Origin of the sequence: Novosphingobium sp. (assembly GCF_036820275.1) — a bacterium.
GTDB lineage: Bacteria > Pseudomonadota > Alphaproteobacteria > Sphingomonadales > Sphingomonadaceae > Novosphingobium.
Map to the genome: position 1 here is coordinate 1 of NZ_DAISLT010000010.1, position 13,384 is coordinate 13,384.

General features: G+C 66.7%; 13 protein-coding genes. 5 read left to right on the top strand and 8 right to left on the bottom strand.

All coding sequences use genetic code 11. From position 1 onward, the window contains the following. On the top strand, positions 1 to 794 hold a 794-nt coding region (locus tag V7066_RS09875; protein WP_334182877.1), incomplete at its 5' end, for an ATP-binding protein. On the opposite strand, the gene V7066_RS09880 is transcribed toward V7066_RS09875, so the two are convergent. The 5 genes from V7066_RS09880 to V7066_RS09900 all read right to left on the bottom strand — a co-directional run bounded on the left by V7066_RS09880 (position 791) and on the right by V7066_RS09900 (position 6,537). Continuing rightward, the gene (locus tag V7066_RS09880; protein WP_334182878.1) at positions 791 to 2,167 is read right to left on the bottom strand and encodes a methyltransferase family protein; all 1,377 of its coding nucleotides are present in this window, start codon (positions 2,165 to 2,167) and stop codon (positions 791 to 793) included. The genes V7066_RS09875 and V7066_RS09880 overlap by 4 nt on opposite strands. A gap of 88 nt (positions 2,168 to 2,255) precedes the next feature. Beyond that, a complete protein-coding gene (locus tag V7066_RS09885; protein ID WP_334182879.1) occupies positions 2,256 to 3,602 on the bottom strand; it encodes an outer membrane protein assembly factor BamB family protein in 1,347 nt (448 codons plus the stop codon). A 2-nt stretch (positions 3,603 to 3,604) separates the two neighbouring features. After that, a complete protein-coding gene (locus V7066_RS09890; protein WP_334182880.1) occupies positions 3,605 to 4,411 on the bottom strand; it encodes a tetratricopeptide repeat protein in 807 nt (268 codons plus the stop codon). A 126-nt stretch (positions 4,412 to 4,537) separates the two neighbouring features. Then, positions 4,538 to 5,665: a glycosyltransferase family 4 protein gene (locus V7066_RS09895; protein WP_334182881.1), complete on the bottom strand. Its 1,128-nt coding sequence runs from the start codon at positions 5,663 to 5,665 to the stop codon at positions 4,538 to 4,540. 11 nt (positions 5,666 to 5,676) lie between these two features. Beyond that, positions 5,677 to 6,537 carry an alpha/beta fold hydrolase gene (locus tag V7066_RS09900; RefSeq protein ID WP_334182882.1) on the bottom strand — a complete coding sequence of 287 codons (861 nt, stop codon included), beginning with the start codon at positions 6,535 to 6,537 and terminating at the stop codon, positions 5,677 to 5,679. Between the two features lie 67 nt (positions 6,538 to 6,604). On the opposite strand from V7066_RS09900, the gene V7066_RS09905 reads away from it, so the two are divergent. After that, positions 6,605 to 8,029 carry a protein adenylyltransferase SelO family protein gene (locus V7066_RS09905; RefSeq protein ID WP_334182883.1) on the top strand — a complete coding sequence of 475 codons (1,425 nt, stop codon included), beginning with the start codon at positions 6,605 to 6,607 and terminating at the stop codon, positions 8,027 to 8,029. Between the two features lie 95 nt (positions 8,030 to 8,124). Next, the gene (locus tag V7066_RS09910) at positions 8,125 to 9,591 is read left to right on the top strand and encodes a succinylglutamate-semialdehyde dehydrogenase (protein ID WP_334182884.1); all 1,467 of its coding nucleotides are present in this window, start codon (positions 8,125 to 8,127) and stop codon (positions 9,589 to 9,591) included. 15 nt (positions 9,592 to 9,606) lie between these two features. Here V7066_RS09910 and V7066_RS09915 read toward each other — a convergent pair whose 3' ends face one another. Beyond that, the gene (locus tag V7066_RS09915; protein WP_334182885.1) at positions 9,607 to 10,335 is read right to left on the bottom strand and encodes a hypothetical protein; all 729 of its coding nucleotides are present in this window, start codon (positions 10,333 to 10,335) and stop codon (positions 9,607 to 9,609) included. Between the two features lie 305 nt (positions 10,336 to 10,640). Beyond that, positions 10,641 to 11,051 carry a glycine zipper 2TM domain-containing protein gene (locus tag V7066_RS09920; protein ID WP_334182886.1) on the bottom strand — a complete coding sequence of 137 codons (411 nt, stop codon included), beginning with the start codon at positions 11,049 to 11,051 and terminating at the stop codon, positions 10,641 to 10,643. Between the two features lie 207 nt (positions 11,052 to 11,258). On the opposite strand from V7066_RS09920, the gene rarD reads away from it, so the two are divergent. Continuing rightward, positions 11,259 to 12,158 (top strand): EamA family transporter RarD, encoded by a 900-nt coding sequence (gene rarD, locus V7066_RS09925; RefSeq protein WP_334182887.1) that lies wholly within the window; start codon positions 11,259 to 11,261, stop codon positions 12,156 to 12,158. Positions 12,159 to 12,160: 2 nt separating this feature from the next. Here rarD and V7066_RS09930 read toward each other — a convergent pair whose 3' ends face one another. Continuing rightward, a complete protein-coding gene (locus V7066_RS09930) occupies positions 12,161 to 12,844 on the bottom strand; it encodes an HPP family protein (protein WP_334182888.1) in 684 nt (227 codons plus the stop codon). A gap of 190 nt (positions 12,845 to 13,034) precedes the next feature. Between V7066_RS09930 and V7066_RS09935 the strand changes: the two genes are divergently transcribed. Continuing rightward, on the top strand, positions 13,035 to 13,376 hold the full coding sequence (locus V7066_RS09935) for a hypothetical protein (RefSeq protein ID WP_334182889.1): 342 nt from the start codon (positions 13,035 to 13,037) through the stop codon (positions 13,374 to 13,376). Positions 13,377 to 13,384 lie beyond the last annotated feature (8 nt).

The following is a 13,384-nucleotide window of genomic DNA, read 5'->3' on the forward strand; positions in this document are numbered from 1 at the left end:
GGATCACCCGCCCGCTCGCCGCGCTGACCCGCCGCCTCGAACGCTTCGCCGCCAAGCAGGACCTCGAAGGCCAGCTGGCGCCTTCCGGCCCCGAGGACATGCAGCACCTGATCGTGGCCCACAACGCCATGGAATCGCGCATCGCCGCCCTGCTCGACGAGAAGAACGTCATGCTCGGCGCCATCGGCCACGACCTCAAGACCCCGCTCGCGGCGCTGCGGGTGCGGATCGAATCCGTTTCGGACGATGTCGAGCGCGCCCGCATGGCGGCGACAATCGAGGATATCGTCCACACGCTCGACGATATCCTTTCGCTCGCGCGCGTCGGCCGTCCCAGCGATCCGCTCGAACGCACCGAACTCTCCGCGCTGATGTTCTCGGTGATCGAGGAGTACGAGGACATGGGCGAACCGGTCGAAGTCGGCGAGACCGAGCGCATCGCCCTGGAACTGCGCCCGACCTGGATTCGCCGCGCCCTGCGCAACCTCATCGGCAATGCCCTGCGCTATGGCGAGCGCGCGCGGGTCTCGCTTTCCCGCGAGGGCGACCGCGCGGTCATCCTGATCGCCGACGACGGCCCCGGCATTCCCGACGATTCGATCAATGCGATGATGAATCCCTTCACCCGCGGCGATCCCTCGCGCAACAGCGCCACAGGCGGCGCCGGCCTCGGCCTCGCACTGGCCCGCGCCATTGCCGACCAGCACGGCGGGGCGCTGGTGCTGGCCAATCGGGTTTCAGCGGATGGCACCGTCGAGGGGCTTACCGCCCGACTGGAACTGCCGGTTGCCTAAGCCTCCTGCTCCACGGCTTGCGTCGCACCGCTACGAGGGCGCAGCCGTGCGATCAGTCCTGCCAGCGAGCGGGTGATCAGGGCGTTCCGCGCCATCCACGCATGGTATTCGCGGTACTTGGCATCTTCGGCGAGCAAGTGCGCTTCCTCGGTCCGCGCGCGCCAGTAGTAGATCCCGCTCACCACCCCCAGCAGCACGGTGTTGCGCACCATGTCGGTCAGCGCGTGGCTGCTGACCAGGAAGGGCAAGGTCGAGGTCCACCAGAACAGGTTCTTGGACAGATAGGCCGGATGCCGGGTGAAGCGGTAGGGCCCGTTCGTCAGCACACCGCGATAGGTAAGGTTGGAAAAGCGCAGGCCGAAGGCGAACGTCGCCCAGGCATAGACCGCCGCGAGGAACACCATCAGCGCCGCCCAGAACCACAGCAGCGCCGTGTGGCCTTGCAGCCAGTAGGACCAGCCGGGCGTGTTGACTTCGTAGCCCAGCACATCGGCGCGGCCCATCGTGCCCCAGACGAACGGCGGATAGCACATAAGCGCCGCCACCCAGCCCGCCAGCAGCGGATTGCCGCTGCGGATATGGGCGTCGAGCGGGCGGAAGGTAAAAATGTAGCCGACAGTGCCGAGCTGCACGTCGATCAGGAACAGCAGCGCGATCACCGTCGAGGCCAGCGGCACCGGATCATGGATCATGGCGCCGAAGTTCGCCTCGACGACTTGCGCGAAACCGCCGGGCAGGATCGAGATCATGAAAGCGCCGAAGAAGGCCTTGATCGCCCAGCCGCGGCCATGCTTCTTCACCGCCTCCAGGTCCCAGACCTCGCGGCCGATCAGCAGGGCGCCGAAGTGCCAGGCCTGGTCGCGCGGCTCGATCAGCTTGCGATCCAGCCAGAACACATAGGGGATCGAGAGCAGGAAGACCGGCAGCGCCGCCGCGCCAATCACTTCCATCGCAAACAGGTACTGCCCGTCCCAGTACCAGCGGCCGACGCAGTAGAACGCCCCGATCAGCGCCCAGGTCGCCCAGAGGCCCGCGAGCTTGGTGATGGAGAGGTCGAGCGTCTCGGAAAGCGGGCGGCGCAGGCTCCAGTCGATGCCGGTCGAGGGCCGCAGATGGACCTTGTCCACGAGGACCGACCAGAGCGCCATGGCCGTGCCGGTCACGAAGAGCGTGGCGACCGAGGCATAAGGCCCGCTCATCGGCGCATGGGGTCCGGGAAGCGCAAGGACTTCGGAGATCGAGGCCCAGTTGCGGCAGACCAGCAGCCAGCCGAGCAGTGCCGCCAGTCCGGCAAGGCCGACGCCTGCCGAGACATCGCTGGCGGGCCGGATTTTCGCGGGCGACATTTTCGCGGGAGTCGGGGCGCTGCTCATGCGCCCCGGACTACCCGGAATTGGTTAAGAGGTGCGAAATACCGAAGGTTCCGCCGCCCCGGACAGCTTCCGGAAACGGCGGACATTCTCAGCGGAACGCCGAGATCCGGCCCGAATCGTCCAGCAGGTAAAGCGTCTGGTTCGCCACGACCGGCGCGAGCGAGATCGGGTCCTTCACTTCAACGAACGGCGTCAGCGTGCCGGTTGCCGGATCGACGGTGCCCAGTTCGCCGCGCGAATTGCCGACCCAGAGCTTGCCGCCCGCGAGCACCGGACCGACCCAGAAGATCGGACCCTTGCGCTTCTTCGCGTTCTGGTAGCGCGCCAGCTGCGTCAGCCAGCGGACTTTGCCGGTATTGCGGGCGATGGCGAGGATCTCGGCATGATCGTCGAGCGTGAAGACCCAGTCTCCCACCACCATCGGCGTAGAGATGCCGGCGAGGTTGAGTTCCCAGATACGCTGGCCGGTGATCAGCTCATAGGCTGCCATGCGGCCGCCTTGGCCCAGCGCATAGACGCGGCCCTGATCGATGATCGGATCGGCGTCGACGTCGGTGAGGCTGCCCACTTCGGTCGAGATCGAGGTGCGCGACAGAGCGTCCGACCAGACCTGGCGGCCGTTCTCGTAACGATAGGCCACGAGTTCGCCCGAGGAGTAACCGGCGATGACCGTCCCCTGCCCGGCTGCCGGAGCGGCAACGCCGAACACGCCCGCCTGCGAGAGCGAGGCCGATTCGTTCCACAGCACGTTGCCGTCCGCGGCATTGAGCGCGAAGATCTGGTTGTCCTGCGTCATCACGTAGACGGAATTGAAGCCGATCGTCGGCGAGCCGCGCAGCGGGCCGCCGGGCTTCTTGGTCCAGACCTGGCTGCCGTCCGTCGCCTTGAGCGCGGCGACTTCGCCAAGCCCGGTGGTGACGTAGAGGTTGCCGCCGTCGTAGCTGACACCGCCGCCGAAGATCGAATTCTCGGTCTTGCCGGAAACCGAGAAGCTCTTGGTCCAGAGCGAACCGCCGGTCTTGGCATCGAAGGCATGGACGACGCCGTCGGTGTCCATCACGAAGAGCTTGCCGTCCGCCACTACGGGTGCGGCGGCGAGGCGGGCGCGGTTGGTGGAACCGGCGATCTGCGCGGTCCAGACGCGGCTCGGATGATCGGCCAGCGCCAGGTGGCCGTAGGACTTGGCGGCGTTGCCACCGGCCTGCGCCCACTCGCTGTTCTCATGCTGCGGCGGCAGGATCACCGAGACGGCTTCCTGCGTCGGATCGACCTTGGCGCCGCTCTCGATTCGCGAGAGGATCGGCACGCGCTCACCCACGGTCGGGGTCTTGGGGCCCTTGCTGTTCGACTTGCAGCCGGAAAGACCCGCGACAAGCGCCAGAGCGATCAGCGAAACGACGCCCGCACGGCCGAAAATATGCTTCTTCTCAACCATGTTCATTCTCCGGCAGCAGGCGCGGGCTGCGCACTGGCCTTTGCCCCATTTTTCACCTGGCCGAGCGGCTCGCCGCGTTCGTCCACCACGTCGTCGATCGCATCGACGCCGAGCACGGCGGCAAGCTGGCGGGCGCGGCTGCGCAGGCCCGACTCGACCTGCTCGTCCTTGGCGATGGCGGCGAACAGCGGACCGGCCTGGTCCTGCTTGTTCATCTTGATATAGGCCATGCCGACCAGTTCACCGGCAACGCCGAACCAGGGGTTGCCCGGCGCGGCATAAGGCTTGAGGCGGGAAACCACGTCTTCCGGCTTCATGCCGTCGAAGTTGACGGCAACGCCGCGCACGGCGGCCAGATCGCGCAGCGGCTGCGGCGCCTTGGCGTCGTTGGCCACTTCGCCGTAGAGCTTGACCGCGTCCGGCAGGCGCTTCTGCTCGGCGGCAATGCCAGCCAGCATCAGTTTGGCCGAGATCGGGCTGCCGCCCGTACCCTTGGCCAGCGCTTCGAGCTTGCCCTTGGCGGCATCGAGGTTGCCGGACTTCATGCTGTCGATCGCCTGGACATAAGCCTCGGCATCGGCACTCCGTTGCTCGCTCTGGCGATGGCTCCAGTAGAGCCAGCCGCCGAAGGCCGCGAGCGCCAGAACCACAGCCGCGATCACGGGCTTGCCGTAGCGGGTGAAGAAGCCTTCCATCTGGTCCTGCCGCAGGGCGTCGTCCACCTCGCGCAGGAAAACATCCTGCTGCGCGGCGAGTCGCTCGGCAGACTTGGGATTGGTCGGAGTGCTGTTGGAAGGAGGCAGAGCCAAGTTTCGGGCGCTTTCTGCGGAAAATCGGAAATGGTTGCCGGGCTGTTTAGCGAATGACCACGGCTTTTCAACGGGGATGATCGCTGCACCCCATGCGGTGAAGCCTTGCTGAATGATGTCGGCGTGTCAAATCAGGCGGTCTTGCCCCAGTGCCTCACCATATGTGCGGCTATAGGCGGCGAGCATTTCCGCCTCGTCGTAATGGCTGCGCGCAAAAGCCCGGTTGGCCGCGCCGAGGCGCGCGCGCAGCCCGTCGTCGCCTGCCAGCCGGGCCAGCGTTGCGGCCAATGCGGCCTCGTCTCCGGGCGGCGTGATAAGTCCCCGGTTTTCCACCGATACCATCCGGGCGACGTCCCCGACGGCGGGTGAAGCCACCGGCAGGGCGGCCGCCATCGCCTCCACCACCGAGATCGGGAACTGCTCGCTATCGGACGAAAGCGCAAAAATGTCGAAAAGGCCGACTGCATGCGAAGGATCGGCCACGAATCCGGGCAAGTGCACCCGGTCCACAACGCCGCACTGCGCCGCCGCTTCGGCGATAGCCGCCCGCTCCGGTCCTTCGCCGAGGATGACCAGCCGCCACGGCTCGGGCAATCCCGCGAACGCCCGCACCAGTCGCGGCAGGTTCTTCACCGGCCGGAGGCCCGCCAGCGTCCCCACCCAGCGCTCGCCCGGTTGCTTGACCAGTCCCGGCAGCATGTCCGGCCGGGGGCGGTCGAGATAGGCGCTGCAATCGATGCCGTTGGGGATGAGTCGCACCCGTTCACGCGGCTGTCGCCATGCGGTGAGCGCAATCTCCTCCAGCCGCTGCGAGGGCACGACCAGCGCCGATGCCCGCCGCAGCGCGATGCGGCGAAAGCGGTTGCGCGCGGGCTTGAGGCCCGCAGCCTCGTCCTCGTTGAAGCCATCCTCGTGATGGACCAGCGGCGGCAGGCCGAGCAGCCCGCCGAACAGGCGATGGGCCATGACCGCGTCCATCGCCCCCCAGTTGTACGTGAGCACGAGGTCGAAGTCTGCCATCGCCTGCGCGATCCGCCACAGCCGCCGCGGGGTCGGACGCCCCTGAAGGCTGGGAAAGTCCTCGGGAAACTCCACCGGCAGCGCAGGGTCCAGCAGCGCAGCGGCGCCGTGCGCGCCGGGCTGCGCCGAGACGACGGCGTGGGCGATGCCGGGGCCGAACAAGTTCATCAGCCGCACCGCGCGCAGCTCCTTGCCGCCCGCAGAGAAACCGGAATGGAGATGGAGAATGCGCAAGGCGGCAGCCGTCAGGGGACTTGCGCCAGCAGTCGCTCGATCGCGGCGACGGATTCGGGTTCGTCCAGCGTCGGGGCGTGGCCGACATTATCCAGCGTCACCGCCTCGGTGCCCGGCAGGCGGCGGAGCATCTTTTCCAGAGTCGCGGCGGAAAGCAGGTCGGACAAGGCCCCGCGCAGCACCAGCACCGGCCGCCCCGCCAGCGCTTCCCAGGCCGGCCAGAGATCGGGCTGGTCGTCGACATCGTAGCCCAGGAACGGCTCGGCAATCTTCATGTCGTAGTCGAAGACCACGCGCCCCGCGTTCGAAACGGTCATCAGGCGCTTGGCCCGGCCGATCCAGAAATCGAGCGGCTTGCCGGGATGGGCCTCGCTCTGGTTGTCTTCCAGGGCGCGGGCGGCATGGACCCAGGTGGGATAGCTGCGCCCCTGCCCCACGTAGTCCTTGATCCGCTCGACCCCGTCGGGCTCAAGGAACGGCCCGACGTCGTTGATGACCGCCGCCGCGATCCGGTCGGGGATCAAGGTGGCCAGCCCCATCGTCATCAGCCCGCCCAGCGAGGTGCCGATGGCGATGAAGCGGTCGATCTTCTCCTGCTCCAGCAGTTCCAGCAGGTCCTCGCCATACTGGACCGGGTTGTAGCTGGCCGAATCGCGGGCATATTCACTGTCGCCGCGCCCGCGCATGTCAGGGCAGATCACCCGCCAGCGCGGCGAAAGGCGCTCGGCCAGAACGTCGAAATCGCGGGCGTTGCGGGTCAGGCCGTGGAGGCAGACGATCGGCGGACGCTTTTCTTCCTCGCCGGGATAATCCCGAAAATGCAGCTTCAATCCATCCCGGCTCGACCAGAACCGATCCTCGAATACCGTCATGCCGAAGCCGCGACCTCATCTTGTGGCCCGGCTTGATCGACGGGCATCGGATCGCCACTATTGCCCGATGCGAAGCGAACCGCAAGCAAGCGTCTACCGCCCTGCCCCCCGTATCGAGGCTATCGCCGACTGGATCGCCAGTCCGGTGTCCCCTGCCGATTTTCCGAAACATATCCTGCGCTTCCGCAACGACCGCTGGGCCGCTGCCGTCGGTCTGTACGCGCTCGACGACGAGGACTGGGCCGCCCATTTCGGGCGTTTCGAGGCACTGCCGGGCAACCTGCCACGCCCGCTGGCGCTGCGCTATCACGGCCACCAGTTCCGCAACTACAACCCCAACATCGGCGACGGGCGCGGCTTCCTCCATGCCCAGATGCTGGACGGCGAAAACCGCGTGCTGGACCTCGGCACCAAGGGCTCGGGGCAGACGCCCTACAGCCGCGACGGCGACGGCAGGCTGACGCTGAAGGGGGCGGTCCGCGAGATTCTCGCTACCGAGATGCTGGAGGCGCTGGGCGTCTATACCAGCAAGACATTCTCCGTGATCGAGACCGGCGAGGCGCTCTGGCGCGGCGACGAGCCTTCGCCGACGCGCTCGGCGGTGATGGTCCGGCTCAGCCACGGCCATATCCGCATCGGCACGTTCCAGCGCCTGCTCGCGCTGGAGGAGCGCGAGCACATGGAAGCGCTCGTGGCCTATTGCCTCGAAACCTTCCCCGGCAACCTGCCCCCCGAGGACGCACCGGGGCGTGACGAACCCGCCGTGATCCTGCTCCATCAGGTGGTCGAGCGCATGGCCGACCTCGCGGCGAGCTGGATGGTCGCCGGGTTCGTCCACGGCGTGCTCAATACCGACAACATGAACATTTCGGGCGAGAGCTTCGACTACGGCCCCTGGCGCTGGCTGCCGCGCTGGGACCCGCGCTTCACCGCCGCCTATTTCGACCATTCCGGCCTCTATGCCTTCGGCCGCCAACCGGAGGCAGTGCTGTGGAACTGCGGCCAGTTGGCCATCGCCCTCAGCATGTTGACGACGACCGAACCGCTGGTGGCCGCGCTTGATCGGTTCGCACCGCTCTATCAGCAGGCGATGAGTCGCCGCTTCACCTGGCGTCTGGGCGTCGTACCGCAAGGACAGGAGCAGGACAGCGCACTGATCCAGGCCGCCGAACAGGCCATGCTTGCCAGCGGCGAGGCGCCCGAGCAGTTCTTCTTCCGCCATCGGGGCGGACGGGACGATAGGCAGAACGCGGGGCAGGACCGATTCGGCGAACTTCTGGACACTTACGCCCCGGCCGCCGAGACCTCGGACCCGTTCTGGCAGCAGGCGCTCCCGCCAAGCACGCTGATCGATGAAGTCGAACGCATCTGGAGCGCAATCGACCAGCATGACGACTGGTCCGCACTCCACGCCCGCGTCGCGGAAATCCGCGAGCTTGGCCGCCAACTAGGCACTGCGCCCACGCCCGCCGGTCACAAGTCGGAAGGCTGACCCCAAAGGATTACATCGGCCGTTAGCATCCCGGTAGGAATACCTGTGCAAGAGCATGTCCGACAGCGAGTTATCGAGAGCGGACCAGCATCTTCATGGGCGCGACAGCGAGCGCATACAGCACCCGGCAACCCTCCGTCGCCAGCGAGGCCGGGAACGTGACCGAGATCGTCTCCTACGAACCGGCGACCGGCGCGGAGATCTGGCGCGGCAGGCCTTGCGACGTCGACGAGGTGGTCGGTCGCGCGCGGCGTGCCTGGCCGACCTGGGCCGCGCAGCCGCTCGCCACCCGCATCGAACTGCTGCGCCGCTTCGCCAACGAAGTGCGCAAGGATGCCGAAAAGCTGGCCGCCACGATCGCCCGCGAAGTCGGCAAACCCTTGTGGGAAGCCCGCGCCGAAGTCGAATGCGTGGTCGCCAAAGTCGAAGTCTCGATCCGCGCCTATGCCGAGCGCACCAGTCAGCGGAAGCTCGATTCGGCGCTTCAGGGCACGATGGCCGTGCGCCACAAGCCGCACGGCGTGCTGGTCGTGCTCGGACCGTTCAACTTCCCCGCGCATTTGCCGAACGCCCACATCGTTCCGGCGCTGCTCGCGGGCAATGCGGTGATCTTCAAGCCGAGCGAGAAAGCCCCCGCCACCGGGGAAATGCTCGCGCGCTGCTTCCACCGCGCCGGGATTTCCGCCGCCGTCATGCAGTTCGCCGCGGGCGGACCGCTGGAAGGGCAGGACTTCGTGGCGCATGACGGCATCGACGGGGTGCTGTTCACCGGTTCGGCCAATACCGGCATCTCGATCAACCGCCGCCTCTCGGCCCGGCCGGACAAGCTGGTGGCGCTGGAGATGGGCGGCAACAATCCGATCGTCCTCTGGGATACACCCAAGCTGACGGACGCCGCCGCACTGATCGTGCAGTCCGCCTTTTCCTCGGCGGGACAGCGCTGCACTGCCGCGCGCCGATTGATCGTGAAAAGTTCGCTTTACGATGCCGCGATCGCGGAAGTGAAGGCGCTGGCCGACCGCGTGATCGTCGGCGCCCCCTTCGACGAACCGGCCCCGTTCATGGGCCCGGTAATCGACACCCTGGCGGCCGACGGACTGACCGAGAGCTTTCTCTATCTGCTGAGCAACGGCGGCCGTGCGATCAAGCATCTGGTGCGCAGCGACGAGACGCTGCCGTTCCTCAGCCCGGCGATCATCGACACGACGGCAATGAAGGACCGCCCCGATGTCGAACTGTTCGGTCCGATCCTCCAGGTAATCCGCGTCGACGATTTCGACGAGGCCATCGCCGAGGCCAACAATACCCGCTTCGGCCTCGCTGCCTCGCTCGTGGGCGGGTCGCCGCAGGACTACAACCGTTTCTGGGCCAATGTCCGCGCCGGGATCGTCAACTGGAATCGCACGACCACCGGGCCGAGCCATGCCGCGCCGATGGGCGGGATCGGGCTTTCCGGAAACCACCATCCGAGCGGCTACTACGCGGCGGACTACTGCGCCTATCCGGTCGCATCCGGCGAGATGGAGCAGCCCCGCGCGATGATCGGCGTGGGCCTGCGATAAGGGGCCAGCGGCAAGCTACTTCCCGCTGGCGACCAGATCGACCTCGGTGACGCCGCCGTCCAGCTTGCGGGCATAGACCACATAGGCCTGCCCGCCCTTGCGGCCGCCGATCACATGGTCGCCGCCGTCGAGCCGGTATTCGGCGCTGTAGCCACCGCGCTGGGCCATCGAATAGTAGAAGCTCACGACATCCTCGGGCGAGACCGGGACAGCGTAATTGACCACGCGCAGCGCGCAGCCCTCCGCATCGGTTCCCGCCGCTTCCTGCACCGCGCCACGCGGGTAGACGGGAATGGCGGCGGGGAGCTTCTTCGCCCAGGCCTCGGAATATTGTACTTTGCCCGCGCAGTCGGTCTTCGCCTTGCGCGCGGCATCGGTGATCTGCGCAGCCGAGGCGGCATTCTGCGCCAGCGCCGGGGCGCCACCCTTCTGCGGCGCGGGCGCGGGCAGAAGCTTGCCCCCGGCAGCATCGGCCGCGGATTTCTTCGCGGCGGCCACGGCTTCAGGCGTGCGGGCGGCAGGCGCCAGCGTTATCGCAGCGCCACTTGCGGCAGATGTGCTCCCGCCCGCCTTCTCCGGATCGACGACGATCCGGTCTCCGAGCGAACCGCCGATGGCCGAATCGCTTTCCGCCGCTTCGGGCTTCTGCTTCGAATTGCAGCCCGCTAGCGCCAGCGCACCCGCTAGTGCGAGAAGCCCCAGACCGGGGCCGACAGCGATAACCCTCGTGGCGGTAGCCTTCATGATCCCGTCCTTCTTGTGCCGAGCAAAAGCTCGCCGCAGCATCGCAGTAAGAATCGAGCCTTCCCGGTAAACGGCGTAAATTCAAGCGCAGCACAGGGTTAAAGCGGCCCGCGTTCCAAAATGGGATGACCCCTAATGGGATAGACGGGCGCAAGACCTTACGAAGCGGCAACCGGCCGGACAGGTCGAAGGCGCCTGCGGCCCTAAGGTCGCAGACGCCCTCTCCCACCCGTACTCCTGGAGTTCGGGAGGTCTCCCCCGCAAGTCGCCGTCCTCGCGGGGAAGCCAGTCCTTGTTCGGTTAGCTTAGCGGCAACGCGAGCCGCCACGTTCCACTTCGCGGCCCAGCAGGGCACCTGCGGCGGCGCCGAGCACGGTGCCGGTGGCGCGATCGCCGCGGGTGTCGATGGCGCGGCCAGCAAGCGCGCCCGCCGCACCGCCTACCAGGAGGCCGGTGGTGCCGCCCGAACGGCGGCAGTCGTAGCCACGACGGTCGCCCCGATAGCCTCGGTCGCCGCGATAGTAGTGATCGCGATTGCCGTAGCCACGGCGACGGTCCTCGCGGGAATAACGCTCGCGCCAGTGGCCGTATTCCTGCTCACCGGGAGCAACGAAGCTGTGCGTCGGCGCGAAGCTGACGGCAGCCGAAGCGGGAAGAGCGGTCGCCAGGCTGGCCGTTGCGGCAGCGAGGGCGGTTGCCTTGAAGAATGCGTTCATCTCAAATCTCCTCGTCATTGCCGGGAGGGTGCCGTTTTGAGGCTCGATCCGCGGTACGCATTCAGCTTTAAGCGAACGAAGCTGAACAACCCGCAACACAGCTGTCAGATTCGGCAATATCGACGAGGCGAAGGACGTGTTGCGACGAACCGCTTGCGAAACCGGCATTTTCGCACCTATCGCAGCAAGCCACTCACGGGATATTCGATGCAGACCGCTTCTTCTCGCCGCTCCGGCGGCCTTGCCCAGGCTTTCGGCGCCTATTTCATCTGGTGCCTGTTCCCGCTCTACTTCGCGGCGCTCCATGCGGTCTCGCCGTTCGAAGTCGTGGCCTGGCGCCTGCTGTTCACCCTGCCGTTCTGCCTGGTGATGGTGGCGGTGCTGCGGCAGGGCGCCCAACTGCGCGCGGCCCTCGGCAATCCCCGCATCCTCGGCGCGCTGGCGCTGAGCGGGCTGCTGATCGGCACCAACTGGCTGGTCTACGTGATCGCGGTCATGGAAGGCCATGTCCTCGCGGCCAGCCTCGGCTACTACATCAACCCGCTGGTCAACGTGCTGGCCGGAACCCTGTTCCTGCGCGAGCGCCTGTCGCGGATGCAGTGGACGGCGGTGGGCCTCGCCGCGATCGGCGTGGCCATCCTGTCCTGGGGCGCGCTCGATACCCTGTGGATCAGCATGGGCCTCGCGCTCAGCTTCGCGGGCTACGCTCTCGTTCGCAAGCTGACGCCGGTCGAATCGCTGCCCGGCCTGACGGTGGAGACGCTGGTATTGCTTGTTCCCGCTTTGGGCATGCTGATCTGGCAAGGCACCAGCCCGGCAGGACTTGCCATGGGCCAGTCGCTCACCACCAGCCTGCTGCTGGCCTGCGCGGGCATCGTCACCGGGATTCCGTTGCTGCTCTTCGCCGGAGCCGCACGCAAGCTGGACTTCTCAGTGCTCGGCTTCATCCAGTTCGTGACGCCCACGGGCGTGTTCCTGATGGGCCTCTTCGTCTTCGGTGAGCCGCTGAAGCCGATTCAGGTCTTCTGCTTCCTGTTCATCTGGACGGCCATCGCGGTGTTCTGCTGGGACCTTCTGTCCCGCAGACGCAAAACCGCGACGGCCTGAACTCAGGCCTTGCGGCCTTTCACCAGCAGCGCCTGCACGAAAGCGTCGAGATCGTCGACGTCGACATCGAGCACTTCGTCCCATTCGCCGAGCAGCGTCTCGATATCCTCGCGCGTGTAAGGCTCCGGCGCCTTGTGCTGCACTTTCGGTGCGCGGTGCGGCCAGGGGTGCCCAGTCAGGTTGTTGTAGAGCCAGCCGACCTGGAACAGGAAGATCAGGTTCAATCCCAGCGGCAGCAGATAGCCGACGCCCCAGTGCTGCTCTCCCGTCGCGCCGAGCGCGTAGAGCAGGGCGCAAGCTCCGCCCGGCGGGTGGAGGCTGCGGGTGAGCGACATGGCCACGATCGCCAGACCCACGCCGGTCGAAGCGGCCAGCCAGGGGTTGCCCAGCAGATGGCCCATCGAAAGGCCGACGATGGCCGAGATCATGTTACCGCCGATCACCGACCACGGCTGCGCCAGCGGACTGGCCGGAACGCAGAACACCAGCACCGCCGAAGCGCCGAGCGGCGCCACGAGGAACGGGAGCGTGGAAAGCCCACCCATCTCCACGCCCTTCATTTCGAGCAGCATCGTTATACCGCCCGCCAGCGCAATGCCCAGCAGCCCGCCGAACGCGCCGCGTGCCCATGCGAGATAGGTTTTCAGGCTCCACTGCCCCGAGTTCTTCAACAATCCAGCCGCCACCGGCGCCGACCTCCCTATGTCCTGAACGAACGGGGGGCCTATGAACCTCTCTTGCCGTCATGGCGAGCCGAGTCGTGCTTGGGCAGGCGATAGCCAAAATGTAACCGGGTTCGTCACGGCTCCGGCCCAGTGGTGCCGCAAATCGGCCACGATCGGGTGATTGCCTGCCCGCTCCCGATGGAGCATCCCCATGCCTGCGATCGATACCGTACCTGCCGCCCCTCTCGCTTCAGAGCAGACGGTGGATTCCTTCGATCTCAGGCAAATGCGCAATTCTCCCGGAGCCCGGTTCAGCGTGGTACCGCCCCGCTGCCCCCAAGGCCGCCCCGGCGAGATCGTGGTTTGCGCGCCCGATCCGGAGAAGGAGCGGCTGCGGCCCCTGCCCGAAGACTATGAAATGCCGAGCGCCGTGCCGCGCCTCGAAATGAAGCTGGACGAGAACACCACCGCCGATGTGCACCTGCAAAGCCAGGGTTTTCCCAACGGCATGGTCAGCAACCGGCTCATGGTCGGTGTGAAGCGCAAGTTCTGAAACGAAAA

Bases quoted from the DNA above. Each gene is read 5' to 3' on its own strand.
- V7066_RS09880 (WP_334182878.1), bottom strand. From the start codon at position 2,167: ATGAGCAGCGCCCCGACTCCCGCGAAAATGTCGCCCGCGAAAATCCGG.
- V7066_RS09885 (WP_334182879.1), bottom strand. From the start codon at position 3,602: ATGGTTGAGAAGAAGCATATTTTCGGCCGTGCGGGCGTCGTTTCGCTG.
- V7066_RS09900 (WP_334182882.1), bottom strand. From the start codon at position 6,537: ATGACGGTATTCGAGGATCGGTTCTGGTCGAGCCGGGATGGATTGAAG.
- V7066_RS09905 (WP_334182883.1), top strand. From the start codon at position 6,605: ATGCGAAGCGAACCGCAAGCAAGCGTCTACCGCCCTGCCCCCCGTATC.
- V7066_RS09910 (WP_334182884.1), top strand. From the start codon at position 8,125: ATGGGCGCGACAGCGAGCGCATACAGCACCCGGCAACCCTCCGTCGCC.
- V7066_RS09915 (WP_334182885.1), bottom strand. From the start codon at position 10,335: ATGAAGGCTACCGCCACGAGGGTTATCGCTGTCGGCCCCGGTCTGGGG.
- V7066_RS09920 (WP_334182886.1), bottom strand. From the start codon at position 11,051: ATGAACGCATTCTTCAAGGCAACCGCCCTCGCTGCCGCAACGGCCAGC.
- rarD (WP_334182887.1), top strand. From the start codon at position 11,259: ATGCAGACCGCTTCTTCTCGCCGCTCCGGCGGCCTTGCCCAGGCTTTC.
- V7066_RS09935 (WP_334182889.1), top strand. From the start codon at position 13,035: ATGCCTGCGATCGATACCGTACCTGCCGCCCCTCTCGCTTCAGAGCAG.